This window comes from Streptomyces sp. NPDC044106, assembly GCF_056433985.1.
This window is the reverse complement of sequence record NZ_JBWKFZ010000011.1, coordinates 35,177-54,311: the sequence shown is the minus strand read 5'-3', so window position 1 is coordinate 54,311 and position 19,135 is coordinate 35,177. Positions and strand designations below refer to the sequence as shown.

The 19,135-nt window shown below is 70.7% G+C and carries 17 protein-coding genes; 12 read left to right on the top strand and 5 right to left on the bottom strand.

Translation table 11 applies throughout. The features are described from left to right. Nucleotides 1–415 precede the first annotated feature (415 nt). From AC07DI_RS21000 to AC07DI_RS20990, 3 genes are all read left to right on the top strand, one after another. On the top strand, nucleotides 416–1,369 hold the full coding sequence (locus tag AC07DI_RS21000) for a heme o synthase (protein WP_384261071.1): 954 nt from the start codon (nucleotides 416–418) through the stop codon (nucleotides 1,367–1,369). Between the two features lie 93 nt (nucleotides 1,370–1,462). Continuing rightward, the gene (locus tag AC07DI_RS20995) at nucleotides 1,463–1,810 is read left to right on the top strand and encodes a hypothetical protein (protein WP_384260965.1); all 348 of its coding nucleotides are present in this window, start codon (nucleotides 1,463–1,465) and stop codon (nucleotides 1,808–1,810) included. Between the two features lie 102 nt (nucleotides 1,811–1,912). Further along, nucleotides 1,913–3,004 carry an amidohydrolase family protein gene (locus AC07DI_RS20990; RefSeq protein ID WP_384260968.1) on the top strand — a complete coding sequence of 364 codons (1,092 nt, stop codon included), beginning with the start codon at nucleotides 1,913–1,915 and terminating at the stop codon, nucleotides 3,002–3,004. A 9-nt stretch (nucleotides 3,005–3,013) separates the two neighbouring features. Here the strand turns inward: AC07DI_RS20990 and AC07DI_RS20985 are convergent, their stop codons facing one another. Beyond that, entirely contained in the window at nucleotides 3,014–4,042 is a 1,029-nt protein-coding gene (locus tag AC07DI_RS20985) for a COX15/CtaA family protein (RefSeq protein ID WP_478905616.1), read from the bottom strand. Nucleotides 4,043–4,046: 4 nt separating this feature from the next. Next, nucleotides 4,047–6,773: a tetratricopeptide repeat protein gene (locus AC07DI_RS20980; RefSeq protein ID WP_478905615.1), complete on the bottom strand. Its 2,727-nt coding sequence runs from the start codon at nucleotides 6,771–6,773 to the stop codon at nucleotides 4,047–4,049. A gap of 140 nt (nucleotides 6,774–6,913) precedes the next feature. On the opposite strand from AC07DI_RS20980, the gene AC07DI_RS20975 reads away from it, so the two are divergent. Beyond that, complete coding sequence (locus AC07DI_RS20975; RefSeq protein WP_478905614.1) at nucleotides 6,914–8,164, top strand: glycosyltransferase family 4 protein; 1,251 nt, start codon at nucleotides 6,914–6,916, stop codon at nucleotides 8,162–8,164. On the opposite strand, the gene AC07DI_RS20970 is transcribed toward AC07DI_RS20975, so the two are convergent. The 3 genes from AC07DI_RS20970 to AC07DI_RS20960 form a co-directional block, all read right to left on the bottom strand. After that, the gene (locus AC07DI_RS20970; protein ID WP_478905613.1) at nucleotides 8,123–10,360 is read right to left on the bottom strand and encodes a glycogen debranching N-terminal domain-containing protein; all 2,238 of its coding nucleotides are present in this window, start codon (nucleotides 10,358–10,360) and stop codon (nucleotides 8,123–8,125) included. The genes AC07DI_RS20975 and AC07DI_RS20970 overlap by 42 nt on opposite strands. 63 nt (nucleotides 10,361–10,423) lie before the next feature. After that, the gene (locus AC07DI_RS20965) at nucleotides 10,424–11,194 is read right to left on the bottom strand and encodes an ABC transporter permease (protein ID WP_384260980.1); all 771 of its coding nucleotides are present in this window, start codon (nucleotides 11,192–11,194) and stop codon (nucleotides 10,424–10,426) included. An 88-nt stretch (nucleotides 11,195–11,282) separates the two neighbouring features. Continuing rightward, a complete protein-coding gene (locus AC07DI_RS20960) occupies nucleotides 11,283–12,206 on the bottom strand; it encodes an ABC transporter ATP-binding protein (protein WP_478905612.1) in 924 nt (307 codons plus the stop codon). A 261-nt stretch (nucleotides 12,207–12,467) separates the two neighbouring features. Here AC07DI_RS20960 and AC07DI_RS20955 point away from each other — a divergent pair, with 261 nt between their 5' ends. From AC07DI_RS20955 to AC07DI_RS20920, 8 genes are all read left to right on the top strand, one after another. Then, nucleotides 12,468–13,223, top strand: a complete 756-nt coding sequence (locus AC07DI_RS20955) for a helix-turn-helix transcriptional regulator (RefSeq protein WP_478905611.1) — start codon at nucleotides 12,468–12,470, stop codon at nucleotides 13,221–13,223. Beyond that, on the top strand, nucleotides 13,220–14,641 hold the full coding sequence (sufB, locus tag AC07DI_RS20950; RefSeq protein ID WP_223773968.1) for a Fe-S cluster assembly protein SufB: 1,422 nt from the start codon (nucleotides 13,220–13,222) through the stop codon (nucleotides 14,639–14,641). The genes AC07DI_RS20955 and sufB overlap by 4 nt, the downstream gene beginning before the upstream one ends. Nucleotides 14,642–14,703: 62 nt before the next feature. Further along, nucleotides 14,704–15,885, top strand: coding sequence for a Fe-S cluster assembly protein SufD (gene sufD, locus AC07DI_RS20945; protein WP_478905610.1), 1,182 nt, complete (start codon nucleotides 14,704–14,706; stop codon nucleotides 15,883–15,885). Further along, nucleotides 15,882–16,214, top strand: a complete 333-nt coding sequence (locus AC07DI_RS20940; protein ID WP_384260990.1) for a bifunctional 3-phenylpropionate/cinnamic acid dioxygenase ferredoxin subunit — start codon at nucleotides 15,882–15,884, stop codon at nucleotides 16,212–16,214. Before sufD ends, AC07DI_RS20940 begins: the two co-directional genes overlap by 4 nt. Before the next feature lie 7 nt (nucleotides 16,215–16,221). Continuing rightward, a complete protein-coding gene (gene sufC, locus AC07DI_RS20935; RefSeq protein WP_365145094.1) occupies nucleotides 16,222–16,986 on the top strand; it encodes a Fe-S cluster assembly ATPase SufC in 765 nt (254 codons plus the stop codon). Next, nucleotides 16,983–18,251 (top strand): cysteine desulfurase, encoded by a 1,269-nt coding sequence (locus AC07DI_RS20930; protein WP_478905609.1) that lies wholly within the window; start codon nucleotides 16,983–16,985, stop codon nucleotides 18,249–18,251. The genes sufC and AC07DI_RS20930 overlap by 4 nt, the downstream gene beginning before the upstream one ends. A 17-nt stretch (nucleotides 18,252–18,268) precedes the next feature. Then, nucleotides 18,269–18,742 (top strand): Fe-S cluster assembly sulfur transfer protein SufU, encoded by a 474-nt coding sequence (sufU, locus tag AC07DI_RS20925; RefSeq protein WP_384260995.1) that lies wholly within the window; start codon nucleotides 18,269–18,271, stop codon nucleotides 18,740–18,742. Then, nucleotides 18,739–19,077 (top strand): metal-sulfur cluster assembly factor, encoded by a 339-nt coding sequence (locus AC07DI_RS20920; protein ID WP_030358830.1) that lies wholly within the window; start codon nucleotides 18,739–18,741, stop codon nucleotides 19,075–19,077. The genes sufU and AC07DI_RS20920 overlap by 4 nt, the downstream gene beginning before the upstream one ends. Nucleotides 19,078–19,135: the final 58 nt, after the last annotated feature.

The window sequence follows — 19,135 nt, the reverse complement described above, 5'->3', positions numbered from 1 at the left end:
TGAGTCAGGGCTCCTCTCCACATGTCGAATGCCGGCGGTAGATCCCACCGGCCGTTGTCGAGCCTACCGCTGCGAGAGCGCTCATTTTTTCGAGTCATTCCAGACTGCAGTGACATGCGAGGATCCGCCTCCCGAAAGGAAAGCGGAGGCATTAGGCAAGTGAATATGGGGTCGCTCATATGTCCGCTCAAAAGGCCACCGGTATCGCCCATTTGTCCGCTCGATGAACGCGCGGTTCCGCGTCCGTGGCGGCCCGGGCCGCCACGGACGCCGCCCGGCCGGTCGCCCAACACGACCCCACCCCCGCGAAGAGCGAGGTATGGGCAACGTCTACAGTGGCGTGGTACGCGCGGGCCTTTACCGGATCTTCATGTCAGAAGGTGCTGGTCGGCTCGCTGGGATGTCTCTGTCAGGGGTGTGCGTGACGGCCGTTGAATCCCGTCCAGCGGGGGTTTCCGGGACGGACCTTAGCCCGAGCCATCGGCCGTTCGGGGCTCGTGTCAAGGCTTTCGTGGCGCTGACCAAGCCGCGGATCATCGAGCTGCTGCTCATCACCACCGTTCCGGTGATGTTCCTCGCCGAACAGGGGGTGCCCGACCTGTGGCTGGTCTTCGTGACCTGCCTGGGCGGCTATCTCTCCGCAGGCGGCGCCAACGCCCTCAACATGTACATCGACCGCGACATCGACGCCCTCATGGACCGCACGTCGCAGCGGCCGCTGGTGACCGGCATGGTCAGCCCGCGCGAGTGCCTCGCCTTCGGCGTCTGTCTCGCGGTCGTCTCCACCCTGCTGTTCGGCTTCGCCGTCAACTGGCTCTCCGCCTGGCTCTCGCTCGGCGCCCTGCTCTTCTACGTGGTCGTCTACACGATGATCCTGAAGCGCCGCACCTCGCAGAACATCGTGTGGGGCGGCATCGCGGGCTGCCTGCCGGTCCTCATCGGCTGGTCCTCGGTCACCAACTCCATGTCGTGGGCGCCGGTCATCCTCTTCCTCGTGATGTTCTTCTGGACGCCGCCGCACTACTGGCCGCTCTCCATGAAGGTCAAGGACGACTACGCGCGCGTGGGCGTGCCGATGCTGCCCGTCGTCGCCTCCAACAAGGTCGTCGCCCGCCAGATCGTGCTCTACAGCTGGGTCATGGTCGCCGTCTCGCTGCTGCTCCAGCCGCTCGGCTACACCGGCTGGTTCTACACGGCGGTCGCGCTGGTCACCGGCGGCTGGTGGCTGTGGGAGGCGCACGGGCTGCAGAACCGCGCCAAGGCCGAGGTCACGGGCGGCAAGCTCAAGGAGATGCGGCTCTTCCACTGGTCCATCACGTACGTCTCGCTGCTCTTCGTGGCCGTGGCTGTGGACCCCTTCCTCCGCTGAGCGTTCACTTCGCCGACGGGCGGGGCGCGTGGTGTTGAACGCCACGGGCCCCGCCCGTCGCCAGTTGGTCTACCCGTCGGTAGCATCCTGCTCATGGCAGAGACGCAGCAGGTTGAGGACAGCAAGCAGGCCGCTCGTGCCGAGCGGAAGGCGGCCAGGCTCGCCAAGGAGATCGGCACCTTCGCGCGGGCGCACGGCGGGGCCGAGGCGCAGGTCGCCTACCTCGGGCAGAAGGGCGCCCGGATCGTCCTGGTCGGTGAGGACGGTGGCTGGGGCGACCTGGTGGCCCCCACCCACGCCGTCGCGCAGAGCGCCGTCGAGAAGGCCGGTGTCACCGTCCACGAGGAGTTCGACGGGGAGTTCGCGGCAAAGGTGAAGACCGGTCCGTACGAATGGACGCGGATGGCCGGCATCCAGCTCGGCGGTCCCAGCAACGGCTGAACGCCACGCCGTCCGTTCCCCGCGGACCGGCCGAAAGCAACACCTGACACCCGGGTCACCCGTTAGGACCGTAGGAGCAAGGTCCACTCATCGGGAGTCCGGATGATCGAAACGCCGTCCCTGGTGGACCAGTACTGCCATGGCGTCCTCCGCAGCGAGCTGGGCCTCGGCACCTTCGAGGCCCACCTCGGCCGGGGCGAGGGCCCGCCCGCCCCCGGCACCACCTTCTTCGACACGCAGACCGGCTTCGCGGTGCGCCGCTGGTGTCCGCCGCTGCTCGGCCTCGAACCGCACTGCCCGCCCGCCCGCTACCTCGCACGCCGCCGCGAACTCGGCGTACTGGAATCGGGGCGGCGCCTGCTGCGGGGCAGCGGCATCACCACGTACCTCGTCGACACGGGGCTGCCGGGCGACCTGACCGGGCCCGCCGAGATGGCCTGCACCGGTGACGCCGACGCCCGCGAGATCGTCCGCCTGGAACTGCTCGCCGAACAGGTCGCGGACACCTCGGGCACCGCCGACGCGTTTCTGGCCAATCTCGCCGAGTCCGTGCACGCCGCCGCCGTCGGCGCCGTCGCCTTCACCTCGGTGGCCGGGGTGCGCCACCCCCTCGCCCTGGCCGCGGAGCCGCCGGGCCCGGGGGAGGTACGGGGCGCCGTGGTGCGCTGGCTGGCCGGACGCCAGGTGGGCGGGGCGCTGACCGACCCCGTACTGCTGCGGCACCTGCTGTGGATCGCGGTGGCCTCCGGGCGGCCGCTGCAACTGCACGCGGGCGCCGGGGACCCGCAGACGTACCTCGGGGACTTCGCGCGGGCCACCGCGGGGCTCGGCACCGACCTGGTGCTGCTGCACGGCTACCCCTACCACCGCAGCGCCGCACACCTGGCGGCCGTCTTCCCGCACGTGTACGCCGACCTCGGCCCCGCGCTGGTGCGCACCGGGGCCCGCGCCGCCGCCGTGCTCGCCGAGATCCTGGAACTCGCGCCCTTCGGCAAGGTGCTGTTCTCCAGCGGCGCCCTGGGGCTGCCCGAACTGCACGTCGTCGGCGCGCACCTGTTCCGGGAGGCGCTCGGGCGGGTGCTCGGCACCTGGGTCGCGGAGGGCGCCTGGTCGCTCACCGACGCGCAGCGCGTGGCGGGACTGATCGCCGCGGGCAACGCCCGCCGGGTCTACGGGCTCCTCGACGGGCGGTGAGAGCGGCTCTCAGACGGCCGAGAGGCGGGAGTCGTCCGCCTGGGCGGGTACGTCCGCCGTGGTGAGCGGCCGCTCGCGCAGCGAGAGCAGCACCCGCAGCACGGCGATCCACACCAGGCACGAGCCGAACATGTGCACGCCGACCAGGAGCTCGGGCAGGTCCGTGAAGTACTGGACGTAGCCGATCGCGCCCTGCGCGAGCAGGACCAGGAAGAGCTGGCGGGTGCGGGCCAGCGGGCCGGACGGCGCGTCGACCGCCTTGAGGACGAACCAGAGGGCGAACGCCAGCGTCACCACGATCCAGGCGAGGACCGCGTGCAGCTTGCTGACCGCCTCCCAGTCGAAGCCCATCCGCGGCACGTCGCTGGAGTCACCGGCGTGCGGCCCGGAGCCCGTCACGACCGTGCCCATCGCGATCAGCAGCGCGGCGGCGCCGACCAGGAACCAGACGAGCTGCACCACGGCCTTGCCGACCAGCGGGCGCGGCTCGCCGTCGCCCTCGCGGGTGCGCTGCCACATGGTGATGGCGACCACGATCAGGGCGCAGGAGAGCAGGAAGTGCGCCGCGACCGTCCACGGATTGAGGCCGACGAGGACCACGAAGCCGCCGAGCACGGCGTTGCCCATCACCAGCCAGAACTGGATCCAGCCGAGCCGGGTGAGGCTGCGCCGCATCGGCTTCTGCGAGCGGGCCGCGATGATCGCCCAGCCGACGGCCGCGCAGAGCACGTACGTCAGCATGCGGTTGCCGAACTCGATGACGCCGTGGAAGCCCATCTCGCTCGTCGCGGTCAGGGACTCCTCCGTGCACTTGGGCCAGGTCGGGCAGCCGAGCCCCGAACCGGTCAGCCGCACGGCGCCGCCCGTCACCACGATGACGACCGTCATGACGAGGGAGATCATGGCCGCCTGCTGGACGGTCCGCTGGGTCGGCGTCCAGCGCTCGGCGATGAAGGCGAGCGGGTTCCGCACGGCGGAGGCGATATCGGCTCGGGTCACGTTTGGCACGCGCACCATCGTAGGGGGCCGCTTGTGCATGTCTTCACGAGGGGGACGAGTTGTCCCAGAGTGACCGGTGGATGCGGTCGGCCCGGGCCCGCAGCTCCGCCTCCCGCGCCGGGTCCGGGGCGCAGTCGGCGAGGAACTCGTAGACCGCCACGAGCGAGGGATGGTCCTCTCCCAGGCTGGCGACGAAGATCCGCTCCGCCGTGCGCAGCTCCTGCTCGGCCCGGTGCCGGTCGTTCGATGCCCGCAGTACCGGGCCGAGACGGGAGAGGGTCTTCGCGCGGTAGTGGTGGTCGGGGCCGTACGCGGTGACGTAGATCTCCTCGGCCTCGCGGAGCGTGTCGACGGCCTTGTGCAGGTGGCCCTGCGCCCACTGCAGCGAGCCCAGTTTGTTGAGGCAGGCGGCGTACGTGTGCGCCTCGGTCCTGCGGCGCTCGCCGAGCAGGGCGAGGACGGGTCCGAGGAGGTCGTGCGCCGTCGTGAGATGGGCCTGGGCCTGGGCGTGCAGCCGGCGCTTGCGCAGCGGATTGCGGGTGCGCCGGGACTCGGCCCGGCACCGCTGGGCCTTGCGGCGCAGCACGTCCGCGAGGAACTTGGCGACCTGCGCGGTCTCGAAGTCCTCCGCGCCGCGCTTGTTGCGGAAGACGGTGTGCGCCGCCGACAGCTCGCGCTCCGCGGTGTCCAGGTCGCCGCGGTCCTGGGCAACGATCCCGATGTCGCGGTCGAGCATCGCGTGGAACAGCACATGTTCCTCGAGACCGGTGGAGCCGCCGCTGCTGACCAGGTCGCGGGCGCGCCCGTAGCAGTCGAGCGCGTCGGTGAGCCGGCCCGCGTTGCGGTGGATCATGCCGGCCTCCTGCTCGGTGACCGCCCAGTCGAGCACCTCCCATCCTGAGCCCTGGTGCTCGTAGATCCGCAGGGCGGATTCGAGGTAGCCGCTGGCCTCGCGGAAGCGGTTGCGCTCCCGCAGGATCCCGCCGAACTGGCGGCAGCACTGCGCCCGCACCTGCTGGAAGGCGTCGTCGTCCTTGTGGGCGTCGCACAGGGCGAGCGCCCTTCCGCAGGCCGCCTCCGCGGTGTCCAGGTGGGCGAGGAGGTAGTGCTGGCGGGCGAGGGCGAGATGGGACGCCGCCAGGCTGTGGTCGGACCCCGTCCCCAGCCTGCGCAGCTCCGCCTCCCGGCTGAAGAAGGCCAGCGCGCTCTCCCAGTCGCAGCGGTGGTTCTGGTAGCAGCCCGCCCGGTGCAGCAGCCGCATCAGCGCCTCCGGGTCCTGCGCGGCGCCCAGCTCGCCGTCGCCGTCCCCCTCGCTGTCGGCGGCCCAGGCGGGCTCGGCGGTGACCGCGTCGACGTGCGGCATGAGGCGTTCGCAGTCGACCCGCGAGTCGAGCTGCTCGGGGGTCTGCGGGAAGGCGGTCTCTATCAGCCGGACGGCGGCCTGCGACCACTCCAGGCGTTCGTGGCCCGTCAGCCGGGAGCGGATGAAGATCTGCACCCGGGAGTGGATCCCGTACGTCACGTCCTTCGTCCGGCCGCCGCCGTGGCGGGTCATCAGCGAGTGGTCGACCAGCTTGAGGACCAGCCGGGTGAAGGCGAGCTGGTCCTCCATGACCAGCCGCAGCCGGTCGGGCAGGACCGCGCGGGCCCGGAAGAGCATGGTGCGCGGCACGTCCTCGGAGGCGAGGAAGGAGCACAGCCGCAGCAGGTCCTCGGCGGCGGGGTGCTGGGCGCCGACCCGCTCGATCGCCAGCTGGAAGGTCCTCGCGTCGCTGTCGGCGCTCCGCTCGGACAGCCGCTCCAGGTAGCCCTCGAAGTCCTCGCCCTCGACGCTGATCTCCGCCTGTTCGATGTACGCCCCGGCCTGCTCCAGGGCGAGGGGCTGCCAGCCGAGCTGTTCGCCGAGCCGGGCGAGCCGCTCGTCGGCGGCCGAGCCGGTGCGCAGCCGCAGGAAGGCCATGCCGTCGGCCTCGTCGTAGACGCTGAGCTCGACGGGGTCGGGGCAGAGGCCGGTCCAGCCCTCGCGCAGCTGGGTGGTGATCAGGACTTCGCCGACGCCTTCGGGCGGCAGCAGGGGCTGCAGCCGCTGCTGGCGGTCGACGGGTCCGTCGGCGTGCGGCTCGGCGCCGTCGAGCTGGACGTTGTCGTAGATCAGGAGCCAGTCGGGGTGGTCGCGCAGCCAGCTCCACAGCCGGGTCAGGACGACGGTCTTCGACTCGTGGTCGGCGATGCCGAGCAGGGTGGCGAGATCGAGGAGGTCGCACAGCAGCCGGTCGGGGCTGGTGGCGTTGAGCCAGCGGGTGAGGGTGTGGTGGGCCAGCTTGTCGTGTGCGTACGCGGTGGCCAGCTGGGACTTGCCGACGCCGCCGGTGCCGTGGATGACGCAGACGCGCCGGTCCTTCGGGGTGCGGGCGGGGCGCAGCGTCCGCTCGATCCGGGCCATTTCCCTCGCGCGGCCGACGAAGTACCGTGACCGGAAAGGGAGGTTGTTGGGCGGGAAGGCGGTCGAAGGGGCCTCCTCGGCGGAGCGCGCGTGCGGCGGGGCGGCCGCGCCGACGAGAGTCACCATGCACAGCACGATGCAGCCGACGAGGATCCACATCAGCGGTCCGCTCGTCTTGTCCTTCAGGAGCGTCACCAGGGCGATCGCCACGCCGGAGAGCGCGGTGGCGCCGGCGGTGAGCCGCTTCACCGTGTTGGTGGCCCGCCTGCGTACCGTGCCGAACTGCTTGCGTGCGCCGGTGACCAATCCCGAAATCAATACGGACATCAGTTCCCCCTGACCGTCTGGCCCGTGCCGTGCGCAGCACACTCTTATTCTCGGGGGAAAAGCGGCCGGACCGGAATACGGCCGCAGCGGATTCCGGGACTAATATCTGCGCTTCGCGGAATCGACGGTACGGAGGCGGTATGGATCTCGGCACGAAGGATCAACCCCCGGGGTCCGGGATGCATATCGCGTTGGTCCACTGGTCCTTTCCGCCCTGCGTCGGTGGGGTCGAATCCCATTTGTGGGACTATTCGCGACTGCTGGCGCGGCAGGGGAACCGCGTCACCGTGCTCACCGGGACGCTCAAGGCCAAGGCGTCCGGCCGGCCGGACGTGGAGGTGCTCACCCACCCGGCCCTCGACCTCGCCCGGGTGGAGCGCGGTCCCGACGACCGGCACCAGCTCACCCGGTGGTTCGCCGACGTCCTCGGCGAGCGGGGCATCAGGGTGGTCCACTGCCACAACCTGCACCACTTCAGCGCGGACCCGGCCAGGGCCCTGGAGGCGCTGCGCGAGCCGCTGCGGCTGGTGCTCTGCCACACGTACCACAGCATCTGGGGCGAGCGGGGAAGTCGCGGTTCCACGCTCGACGCGGCCCAGTGGGACGGCCACTACGCCGTCTCCGCCTTCCTGCGGACCGCCTGCGCCGACGTGCTCGGCGTGCGGGCCGAGCGCACCTACCTGGGCATCGACACCGAGGCGTACGCGAAGATCCCCCCGCTCGACGTCGCGCCGCGGCCCGGCACGGTGCTGCTGCCCGCGCGGCTGATCCCGGACAAGGGCGCGATGCTCGCGGTCGCCGCGCTCGACCTGATCGTCAAACGCCGCATGTGCGCATTCACCCCTCGGCTCGTCCTCACGGACACCCGGCAGACGGTCGATTTCCACGGCGAGAAGATCGGTTTCCGGGAAAGCCTCGAAAAGGAAATCGAAGAGCGCCGCTTGGAGCCGTATGTGGATTTCGTCGAGGCCGGCGTCGAACAAATGCCTGATCTTTACGCGGAGTCCACCGTCGTCGTCTACCCCTCCGTCTTCAATGAGCCGATGGGGCTCGCCCCGTTGGAGGCGATGTCCGCGGCGCGGCCCGTCGTCGTGACCCGGATGGGCGGCCTCGACGAGGGCGTCGACGACGACGGGGTGATCGGCTACCTCGTGCCCGGCCGGGACACGGAGCAGCTCGCCGGACTGCTCGCCGTGCGCCTCGCCGAACTGCTCGACCGCCGGGAGACCGGACGTCTGATGGGGCTGCGCGGACGGGCCCACGTCAGGGAGCACTTCGATCTGCGCACGATGTACCTGGGGCAGATGCAGAGCGAGTACCGCAGGCTGCTCGCCCGGGCGGACGGGGCGTCAGCGGGCCAGGTCGGGGCCGGCGCGCGCACCGGTGTCTGAAGCAGTGCCTGGACCGGCACCTGGACCGGCACCTGGACCGGCACCTGAACCGGTGCCCGAGCCGTTGTCCGCGCCGGTGTCGCTCAGCCACCCCTCCGGCAGCCCCGCCACCGTCGCCCGGCCGTCCCGGTCGACCCGTACGGAGAGCTCCGCACCGGCGAGGCGCAGTCCCGTCACGGAGAGCGGGCCGAGCAGTTCCGGGTGGAGCGGGCGCACCCCGAGCCGCCGACGGTGCGCGTCGGGGCGCAGGCCGAGCAGGGCCGCGAGCACCGCCACACCCGACGCCGCGGACCAGCCCTGCGGACGGCAGGCCGCCGGATAGGCGAGCGGGGCGGGGGAGTTCTCGGTCCGTGCGTCACCGGCGTACAGCTCCGGCATCCGGTACGAGAAGTGGACCGCCGCGTCGAGCAGGCCGTCGGCGAGCGCCGCGGCCTCGGCGTGGTGGCCCGACGCGCACAGCCCCTGCACGGCGATGGCCGTGTCGTGCGTCCACACCGAACCGCCGTGGTAGCTCAGCGGGTTGAAGCCCGGCACGGCCGCGGACCGGCTGCGCAGCCCCCAGCCGGAGTTCAGCCCCGGCGCGGCGAGCCAGGCGGCGACGTCGGCGCAGCCGTCCCGGTCGAGGATGCCGGTGGCGAGCAGCTGGCCCATGTTGGAGGCCGGGCCGCTGACCGGATCGAGGCCGAGTCCGACGGCGATGGCGACGTAGCGGGGGGCCGGGCCCTCCTTGCTGTCGATCCAGAAGGCGTCGGCGAAGCGGCGGCGGAGCGCCGCCGCCCACCCGCGCAGCGTCCTGGCCCGCCGCTCCGCCCCCCGGGAGTGCAGCAGGTCGGCGAGCCCGGCCGCCGCCTCGTAGGCGTATCCCTGCACCTCGCAGATGGCCAGCGGCGGTTCGACGCGCCGGCCCGCCGCGTCGCGCACCGCGTCGACGGAGTCCTTCCAGGACTGGTGGAGCAGGCCGCCGGGGCGAGGGTAGTAGCGCAGCAGCCCGTCCTTGTCCTTGCCGCAGGTGGCGACGATCCAGTCCATCGCCCGCTCCGCGTACGGCAGGAGGCCGTCGACGTCGGCGGCGGGCAGGCCCCAGCGCCAGGCGTCGACGAGGAGCGAGACGAAGAGCGGGGTCGCGTCGACGGAGCCGTAGTAGTGGGCGGGGAGCAGGAGGCCGTGGCCGTGCTGCGACTCCGCGGGCCGCAGCTCGTGCAGGATCCGCCCCGGCGCCTCCTCGCGGAACTCGTCGTGGACCGTTCCCTGCCGGCGGGCGAGGGTCCACAGGGTGCCGCGGGCCAGTTCGGTGCCGAGCGGCAGCAGCATGCGGGCCGACCAGATGGAGTCCCTGCCGAAGAGCGTCAGGTACCAGGGGCAGCCCGCGGCGATGAACTGGTCGTCGCGGGGCGCCGACCTGCGTCCCGAGCCGTCCGCGAGCCGCAGCGCCCGCAGATCGGCGAGGCCCTGGCGGACCAGGGCGACGAGCCGCCGGTCGCCCCGTACCACCGGCTCCGACCAGGGCACGTACGGGGAAGCGGCGACCGGGTGGTCCGGCGGGGCGGGCACCGCGCGGCCCGTGACGGCGAGCCGGACCAGCCAGGAGCCGCCCGGCGGCAGCTCGACCCGGCGCCAGGTGAAGGTGCCGCGCGTCGGGCCTGCCGACGTCTCGGGCTCGGCCGGGCCCGTCACGGCGACCCGCGCGCGGCCGTTGGGGGCGCGCCAGGCGAGGGCCGGGTCCCCGCCGTCCACCGACGGGGGCACGGCGCGCCCGGGGAGTCCGCGCTTCACGTCGGCGATGTCGGCCAGGTCGGTGGCGGCGGCCAGCTCCACCCGCAGTCGGCGGACGGCGGGGCCGACGTTGCGCAGCAGGACTGTCTCGCCCTCGCCCGCGGTGCGCACCCGCTCGACGATCAGTGTCGGGTCGGCCGTGCCGTCGCCCGGGCAGCGGTGCACGGAGGTGAAGCGGACCTGGTGGGGGCCGAGCGGCTGGACGCCGACGGGCTCGGGCTCACGGCCGTCGACCAGCAGGCGCAGGGTGTGCAGGAGCCTGCGGTCGTGGTCGTAGAAGCCGTCGGCCCGGGCGCCGCGGAGCTGGCCGTCGCGGGACGACGCGGTGAAGGCGGGGGCCGCGACGCAGATCACCACGTCGTGCAGCAGGGGCTGCAGGGCGCGGACCCGGCGCGGTCCGGGTAATTCCGGGGTGTCGGCCACGGAACGGGAGTGCCCGCTCCGTGCACACGTCATTCGCGGCGGGGGAGCCCCGCCCCGCGCGCGTCACTCCCAGCGGAAGAATCTCGCCGCCGCGCCGAGGCCGAGCACCGCCCACACCGCGAGGATCCCGAGGTCGCCCCACGGCATGCCCGCACCGTGCTGGAGGACGTCGCGCAGTCCGTCCGAGAGCGCCGAGACGGGCAGCAGGTCGAGCACCGTGCGGGCCGCGTCGGGGAACTTGTCGAGGGGGACGATGACGCCGCCGCCCAGGAGCAGGAGCAGAAAGACGAGGTTCGCCGCGCCGAGCGTCGCCTCGGCCTTGAGGGTGCCCGCCATCAGCAGGCCGAGGCCGGAGAAGGCCGCCGTGCCGAGCACCAGGAGCAGGAGCACGGAGAGGGGGTTGCCGTGCGGCGACCAGCCGAGGGCGAACGCGATGACCGTGAGCAGCACGATCTGCAGGACCTCGGTGACCAGCACCGAGAGGGTCTTCGCCGTCATCAGGCCCCAGCGCGGGAGCGGCGAGGCGCCGAGTCGCTTGAGCACGCCGTAGCGCCGTTCGAAGCCCGTCGCGATGGCCTGGCCGGTGAAGGCCGTCGACATGACGGCGAGCGCGAGGACGCCGGGCGCGAGGAAGTCGACCGCGTCCCCGTCGCCCGTGTCGACGATGTCGACCGCGCTGAAGAGGACGAGCAGGAGGGTCGGGATCACGATGGTGAGGAGCAGCTGCTCGCCGTTGCGCAGCAGCATCTTCGTCTCGAGCGCCGCCTGCGCGGCGATCATGCGAGGGAGCGGGGCGGCGCCCGGCTCCGGCGTGTACGTACCGGCGGCGCTCATCCGCGTGGCTCCCTGCCCGTGAGTTCGAGGCTGTGCCTTCCCTGGGGACAATCCCCGGGCCCCCGGCCGAAGGACGAGTGGGCTTGCGTCATGAGCGCAACTCCTTGCCGGTGAGCTCCAGGAAGACGTCTTCGAGAGTGTGGCGTTCGACCGAGATCCGGTCCGGCATCACGCCGTGCTGCGCGCACCACGTGGTGACCGTGGCGAGCAGCTGCGGGTCGACCGTGCCGCTCACGCGGTAGGAGCCGGGGGTCAGTTCCGCCGCGGCCGAGTCCGGGGGGAGCGCCTTGAGCAGCGAGGCGATGTCCAGTCCTGGGCGGCCGGTGAAGCGGAGGGTGTTCTCGGCGCCGCCGCGGCACAGCGTGTCGGGGCTGCCCTGGGCGATGACCCGGCCCGCGTCGATGATCGCGACGTCGTCGGAGAGTTCCTCGGCCTCGTCCATGTGGTGCGTGGTGAGGATGACGCCGACGCCGTCGCGGCGCAGATCGCGTACGAGGTCCCAGGTGGCCCGGCGCGCCTGCGGGTCGAGGCCCGCCGTCGGCTCGTCGAGGAAGACCAGCTCGGGCCTGCCGACCACGGCCATCGCGAGCGCGAGGCGCTGCTGCTGGCCGCCGGAGAGCCTGCGGTAGGTGGTGCGGCCGCAGCTCTCCAGGCCGAGGCGCTCGATCAGCGCGTCGACGTCGAGGGGGCGCGCGTGCAGCTTGGCCACGTGGCGGAGCATCTCGTCGGCGCGGGCGCCGGAGTAGACGCCGCCGGACTGGAGCATCACGCCGATGCGGGGCCGCAGCGCCTCGGCCTCGCGCACCGGGTCGAGGCCGAGGACGCGGACGGTGCCGGAGTCCGGCTTCCGGTAGCCCTCGCAGGTCTCGATCGTGGTGGTCTTGCCCGCGCCGTTGGGGCCGAGGACGGCGGTGACGCCTGCCCCGGCCGTCAGGTCGAGACCGTCCACCGCGGTCTTGTCTCCGTACCGCTTGACCAGATTCCGGATCTGGACGACGGGCTCGTTTCGCATGGTGAGCCAGTCTAGGGACGGCGGCGGGGGCCGGGTCGGGCGGGGCGGCGGAGTTCGGCCGCGTACTGGCACAAAGGGCCGGTCGGAGGGGGTGCCGACATGGTGGAGGAGCCTGCGGGCCACGCTGCGTGGGCGGTGCGCTTTGATCGATCAGTGATCGTTTCCGCAGGTCAGCTTAGGTATGCCTAAGTGATGCAGCGCACCGGTGGCCGCTCTGGACACGGGTTGTCAGGCCCTGAGGAATTACGCAACAATGGCGTTGTGAAAAACGTTGGCGAGGCTCCGCAGGAGGAACTCGCGGCCGGGATGCGCTCGGACCACTCCACGCGCAACCGGGTCGCGCGCTCCATCCTGGACCACGGCCCGTCCACCGTCGCCGACCTCGCCAAGCGCCTCGGCCTCACCCAGGCGGCCGTCCGCCGCCACCTCGACGCCCTCGCCCATGAGAACGTCGTGGAACCCCGCGAGCAGCGGGTCTACGGGGCCAGGACCCGGGGCCGGCCCGCCAAGGTCTTCGCGCTGACCGACTGCGGCCGCGACGCCTTCGACCAGTCGTACGACAAGCTGGCCGCGGACGCGCTCCGGTGGATCACCGAGCACCACGGCGAGGGCGCGGTCGTCGAGTTCGCCAGGGCGCGGATCGCCGCCCAGGCGGAGGCGTACAAGCGGGCCGTGGACGCCGCGCCGCCCGCGGAGCGCACCGAGGCCCTCGCGAAGGCATTGACCGCCGACGGGTACGCTGCCACGGCGCGCAGCGCACCGGTCGGCGAGCAGCTCTGCCAGCATCACTGCCCTGTCGCGCATGTCGCCGAGCAGTACCCGCAGCTGTGCGAGGCGGAGACGGAATTCTTCTCCACGCTGCTCGGCACGCATGTGCAGCGTCTCGCCACGATCGCCCACGGAGACGGCGTCTGCACGACGTTCATCCCGCGCAGTGGCACCAGCGGCGACAGCGACAGCACCACACGGACCACCCCATCAGCATCAGCAAGCACGGCCGGGAGGAACCCCGCATGACGCTCCCCACGGAGACTGCCCACCCCGAACTCGAGGGTCTGGGCAACTACGAATACGGCTGGGCCGACTCCGACGCGGCCGGTGCCTCTGCCAAGCGCGGCATCAACGAGGACGTCGTCCGGGACATCTCGGCCAAGAAGTCCGAGCCGGAGTGGATGACCAAGCTCCGCCTCAAGGGCCTGCGCCTCTTCGACAAGAAGCCCATGCCGAACTGGGGCTCGGACCTGTCGGGCATCGACTTCGACAACATCAAGTACTTCGTGCGCTCCACGGAGAAGCAGGCGGAGTCCTGGGAGGACCTGCCCGAGGACATCAAGAACACGTACGACAAGCTCGGCATCCCCGAGGCGGAGAAGCAGCGCCTCGTCGCCGGTGTCGCCGCCCAGTACGAGTCCGAGGTCGTCTACCACCAGATCCGCGAGGACCTGGAGGAGCAGGGCGTCATCTTCCTGGACACCGACACGGCGCTGAAGGAGCACCCGGAGCTCTTCAAGGAGTACTTCGGAACCGTCATCCCCGTCGGTGACAACAAGTTCGCCTCGCTGAACACGGCCGTGTGGTCCGGCGGCTCGTTCATCTACGTCCCCAAGGGCGTGCACGTCGAGATCCCGCTCCAGGCCTACTTCCGCATCAACACGGAGAACATGGGCCAGTTCGAGCGGACGCTGATCATCGTCGACGAGGACGCCTACGTCCACTACGTCGAGGGCTGCACCGCGCCGATCTACAAGTCGGACTCGCTGCACTCCGCCGTCGTCGAGATCATCGTGAAGAAGGGCGGCCGCTGCCGCTACACGACGATCCAGAACTGGTCGAACAACGTCTACAACCTGGTCACCAAGCGCGCCGTGGCGTACGAGGGCGCGACTATGGAGTGGATCGACGGCAACATCGGCTCCAAGGTGACGATGAAGTACCCCGCCGTCTACCTCATGGGCGAGCACGCCAAGGGCGAGACGCTGTCCATCGCCTTCGCGGGCGAGGGCCAGCACCAGGACGCCGGCTCCAAGATGGTCCACATGGCGCCGAACACCTCCTCCAACATCGTCTCCAAGTCGGTGGCGCGCGGCGGCGGCCGCACCTCGTACCGCGGCCTCGTCGAGATCGGTGAGGGCGCGGCCGGATCGAAGTCGAACGTGCTCTGCGACGCGCTGCTCGTCGACACGATCTCCCGCTCCGACACCTACCCCTACGTCGACGTCCGCGAGGACGACGTGTCGATGGGTCACGAGGCGACGGTCTCCAAGGTCTCCGACGACCAGCTCTTCTACCTGATGAGCCGCGGCATGACGGAGTTCGAGGCCATGGCGATGATCGTGCGCGGCTTCGTCGAGCCGATCGCCAAGGAGCTGCCCATGGAGTACGCCCTGGAGCTGAACCGGCTGATCGAGCTGCAGATGGAGGGTTCGGTCGGTTAATTCCGGCGACCATCCTCCGCAGCGACTGACTTCTTACGCAGAGAGAGAGCACGACGACAGCCATGGCTGAGGCTCAGAATATCCCGGTGGGAAGCACCACCGCCGGATCGATCGCGGTGGCCGCCGAGTCCACCGTCGCCACCCGCATGAGCGCTCCCCCGTCCTACGACGTGGACAGCTTCCCGGTCCCGCACGGCCGCGAGGAGGAGTGGCGGTTCACGCCGCTGGAGCGGCTGCGCGGGCTGCACGACGGCACGGCGGTGGCGGACGGTGGCATCCGTGTCGAGGTGAGCGCCCCCGAGGGCGTCCTCCAGGAGACCGTCGACCGGGACGACGCGCGCGTCGGCAAGGCGGGCAAGCCCGTCGACCGCGTCGCCGCCCAGGCGTACTCGTCCTTCGAGAAGGCCTCGGTCGTCACCGTCCCCAAGGAGACGGTCCTCACCGAGCCGATCCGGATCGCCGTGCACGGCGAGGGCGGCACCGCCTTCGCACATCAGGTCATCGAGCTGGGCGCCTTCGCGGAGGCCCTCGTCGTCATCGACCACACCGGTGACGCCGTGCTCGCCGCCAACGTCGACTTCGTCGTCGGCGACGGCGCCAAGCTCACCGTCGTCTCCGTCCAGGACTGGGACGACACGGCGGTGCACGTCGCCCAGCACAACGCGCTGGTCGGCCGCGACGCCTCCTTCAAGTCCGTCGTCGTCACCTTCGGCGGCGACCTGGTCCGCCTCCACCCGCGCGTCACCTACGCGGGCACCGGCGGCGAGGCCGAGCTCTTCGGCCTGTACGTCACCGACGCGGGCCAGCACCAGGAGCACCGCCTCCTGGTCGACCACAACACCCCGCACTGCAAGTCCAACGTCGTCTACAAGGGCGCGCTCCAGGGCGACGAGGCCCACGCGGTGTGGATCGGCGACGTCCTCATCGAGGCCGCCGCCGAGGGCACGGACACGTACGAGATGAACCGCAACCTCGTCCTCACCGACGGCGCGCGGGTCGACTCGGTGCCGAACCTCGAGATCGAGACCGGTGAGATCGTCGGCGCGGGCCACGCCTCTGCGACCGGCCGCTTCGACGACGAGCAGCTCTTCTACCTGCAGTCGCGCGGCATCACGGAAGAGGACGCCCGTCGCCTGGTCGTCCGCGGCTTCTTCGCCGAGCTGGTCCAGCAGATCGGCCTGCCCGACGTCGAGGAGCGCCTCCTCGCGAAGATCGAAGAGGAGCTGGAGGCGACCGTCGCATGACGTTTGACCAAGCTCGGTTCGTTCGGGTCTGTGGCCTCGGCGAGCTGGAGGAGGACACCCCCAAGCGGGTGGAGCTCGACGGCACGCCCGTCTCGGTCGTCCACACCCAGGGCGAGGTGTTCGCGATCAACGACATCTGCTCGCACGCGAACGTCTCCCTCTCCGAGGGCGAGGTGGAGGACTGCCAGATCGAGTGCTGGCTGCACGGCTCCGCCTTCGACCTCCGCACCGGCAAGCCGTCCGGTCTCCCCGCGACGCGCCCTGTCCCCGTATACCCCGTAAAGATCGAAGGGGACGATGTGCTCGTCTCCCTCTCCCAGGAGTCCTGAGGCACCCATGGCAACGCTTGAAATCAAGGACCTGCACGTCACCGTCGAGGCCGACAACTCCACCAAGGAGATCCTCAAGGGCGTCGATCTGACCGTGAAGCAGGGCGAGACCCACGCCATCATGGGCCCGAACGGCTCCGGCAAGTCGACGCTCGCCTACTCCATCGCCGGTCACCCCAAGTACACGATCACCAAGGGCACCGTCACCCTCGACGGCGAGGACGTCCTGGAGATGTCCGTCGACGAGCGCGCCCGTGCCGGCATGTTCCTCGCCATGCAGTACCCGGTCGAGGTCCCCGGCGTCTCGGTCTCCAACTTCCTGCGCACGTCGGCGACGGCGATCCGCGGCGAGGCCCCCAAGCTGCGCACCTGGGTGAAGGAGGTCAAGTCCGCGATGGAGCAGCTCCAGATGGACCCGGCCTTCGCCGAGCGCAACGTGAACGAGGGCTTCTCCGGCGGTGAGAAGAAGCGCCACGAGATCCTCCAGATGGAGCTCCTCAAGCCGAAGATCGCGATCCTCGACGAGACGGACTCCGGCCTGGACGTCGACGCCCTGCGCCAGGTCTCGGACGGCGTCAACCGCGTCCGCGAGACCGGCGAGGTCGGCACCCTGCTGATCACGCACTACACGCGCATCCTGCGCTACATCAAGCCCGACTTCGTGCACGTCTTCGCCAACGGCCGCATCGCCGAGTCCGGCGGCGCCGAGCTCGCCGACAAGCTGGAGGCCGAGGGCTACGAGGCCTACACGAAGGGCGGCGCATCCGCGTGACAGTGGCCCACCAGGGGCTTTCCGGCCTCCTCGACACCGAGGCGATCCGCAAGGACTTCCCGATCCTGGATCGCAGGATCCACGACGGCAAGAAGCTCGTATACCTGGACAACGCGGCGACCTCGCAGACTCCGCGCCAGGTCCTCGACGTGCTGAACGAGTACTACGAGCAGCACAACGCCAACGTCCACCGCGGCGTGCACGTCCTCGCCGAGGAGGCCACCGCGCTGTACGAGGGCGCGCGTGACAAGGTCGCCGCGTTCATCAACGCGCCGAGCCGCGACGAGGTGATCTTCACCAAGAACGCCTCGGAGTCGCTCAACCTCGTGGCCAACATGCTGGGCTGGGCCGACGAGCCCTACCGCGTGGACCACGAGACCGAGATCGTCATCACGGAGATGGAGCACCACTCCAACATCGTTCCGTGGCAGCTGCTCTCGCAGCGCACCGGCGCGAAGCTGAAGTGGTTCGGCCTCACGGACGACGGCCGCCTGGACCTCTCCAACATCGAAGAGGTCATCACCGAGAAGACGAAGATCGTCTCCTTCGTGCTTGTCTCCAACATCCTGGGCACGCACAACCCGGTCGAGGCCATCGTGCGCCGCGCCCAGGAGGTCGGCGCGCTCGTCCTGATCGACGCCTCGCAGGCCGCCCCGCACATGCCGCTGGACGTGCAGGCGCTCCAGGCCGACTTCGTGGCCTTCACCGGCCACAAGATGTGCGGCCCGACGGGCATCGGCGTGCTGTGGGGACGGCAGGAGCTCCTGGAGGACCTCCCGCCCTTCCTCGGCGGCGGCGAGATGATCGAGACCGTGTCGATGAACTCGTCGACGTACGCTCCCGCGCCGCACAAGTTCGAGGCCGGCACGCCGCCGGTCTCCCAGGCCGTGGGCCTGGGCGCGGCCGTGGACTACCTCTCGGCCATCGGCATGGACAAGATCGCCGCGCACGAGCACGCGATCACCGAGTACGCGGTCAAGCGCCTCCTGGAGGTCCCCGACCTCCGGATCATCGGCCCGACGACGGCCGAGGAGCGCGGCGCCGCGATCTCCTTCACGCTCGGTGACATCCACCCGCACGACGTGGGCCAAGTCCTCGACGAGCAGGGCATCGCGGTCCGCGTCGGCCACCACTGCGCACGGCCCGTCTGCCTCCGCTACGGAATTCCTGCGACCACGCGAGCGTCGTTCTATCTGTACTCCACGCCCGGCGAGATCGACGCTCTCGTCGACGGCCTGGAGCACGTACGGAACTTCTTCGGCTGAGGGGCTGGCTGGGCAACGTGAAGCTGGATTCGATGTACCAGGAAGTCATCCTGGACCACTACAAGCACCCGCACGGGCGTGGTCTGCGCGATGGTGACGCCGAGGTGCACCACGTCAACCCGACGTGCGGCGACGAGATCACGCTGCGCGTGAAGTACGACGGGTCGACCATCGCCGACGTGTCGTACGAGGGGCAGGGCTGCTCCATCAGCCAGGCCAGCGCGTCCGTCCTGAACGACCTCCTGGTCGGCAAGGAGCTCGCGGAGGCGCAGAAGGTCCAGGAGGTCTTCCTGGAGCTGATGCAGTCCAAGGGCAAGCTGGAGCCGGACGACGCGATGGAGGAGATCCTGGAGGACGCGGTCGCGTTCGCCGGTGTCTCCAAGTACCCGGCGCGGGTGAAGTGCGCCCTGCTGAGCTGGATGGCCTGGAAGGACGCGACGGCCCAGGCGCTGGGAGAGACCGACGGGGCCGCTGAGAGGAAGACGGCATGAGCGAGAACGAGACACTCACGACGAAGCCCGCTTCGGAGGAAGAGGTCCGCGAGGCGCTGTACGACGTCGTCGACCCCGAGCTGGGCATCGACGTCGTCAACCTCGGCCTGATCTACGGCGTGCACATCGACGACGCGAACATCGCCACGATCGACATGACGCTGACGTCGGCGGCGTGCCCGCTGACGGACGTCATCGAGGACCAGGCGAAGTCCGCCACGGAGGGCATCGTCAACGAACTCAGGATCAACTGGGTCTGGATGCCGCCGTGGGGCCCGGACAAGATCACGGACGATGGCCGCGAGCAGCTTCGGGCGCTGGGGTTCAACGTCTGATTCCAGCTCCGAGCCACGGCTGACGCATCGGCCCCCCCGCGCCTTCGGGTACGGGGGG

What these genes read in the sequence shown, in the direction of transcription:
- AC07DI_RS20995 (WP_384260965.1), top strand. Translation starts at nt 1,463, where the DNA reads ATGGCAGAGACGCAGCAGGTTGAGGACAGCAAGCAGGCCGCTCGTGCC.
- AC07DI_RS20990 (WP_384260968.1), top strand. Translation starts at nt 1,913, where the DNA reads ATGATCGAAACGCCGTCCCTGGTGGACCAGTACTGCCATGGCGTCCTC.
- AC07DI_RS20985 (WP_478905616.1), bottom strand. Translation starts at nt 4,042, where the DNA reads ATGCACAAGCGGCCCCCTACGATGGTGCGCGTGCCAAACGTGACCCGA.
- AC07DI_RS20980 (WP_478905615.1), bottom strand. Translation starts at nt 6,773, where the DNA reads ATGTCCGTATTGATTTCGGGATTGGTCACCGGCGCACGCAAGCAGTTC.
- AC07DI_RS20975 (WP_478905614.1), top strand. Translation starts at nt 6,914, where the DNA reads ATGGATCTCGGCACGAAGGATCAACCCCCGGGGTCCGGGATGCATATC.
- AC07DI_RS20965 (WP_384260980.1), bottom strand. Translation starts at nt 11,194, where the DNA reads ATGAGCGCCGCCGGTACGTACACGCCGGAGCCGGGCGCCGCCCCGCTC.
- AC07DI_RS20960 (WP_478905612.1), bottom strand. Translation starts at nt 12,206, where the DNA reads ATGCGAAACGAGCCCGTCGTCCAGATCCGGAATCTGGTCAAGCGGTAC.
- sufB (WP_223773968.1), top strand. Translation starts at nt 13,220, where the DNA reads ATGACGCTCCCCACGGAGACTGCCCACCCCGAACTCGAGGGTCTGGGC.
- sufD (WP_478905610.1), top strand. Translation starts at nt 14,704, where the DNA reads ATGGCTGAGGCTCAGAATATCCCGGTGGGAAGCACCACCGCCGGATCG.
- AC07DI_RS20940 (WP_384260990.1), top strand. Translation starts at nt 15,882, where the DNA reads ATGACGTTTGACCAAGCTCGGTTCGTTCGGGTCTGTGGCCTCGGCGAG.
- sufC (WP_365145094.1), top strand. Translation starts at nt 16,222, where the DNA reads ATGGCAACGCTTGAAATCAAGGACCTGCACGTCACCGTCGAGGCCGAC.
- AC07DI_RS20920 (WP_030358830.1), top strand. Translation starts at nt 18,739, where the DNA reads ATGAGCGAGAACGAGACACTCACGACGAAGCCCGCTTCGGAGGAAGAG.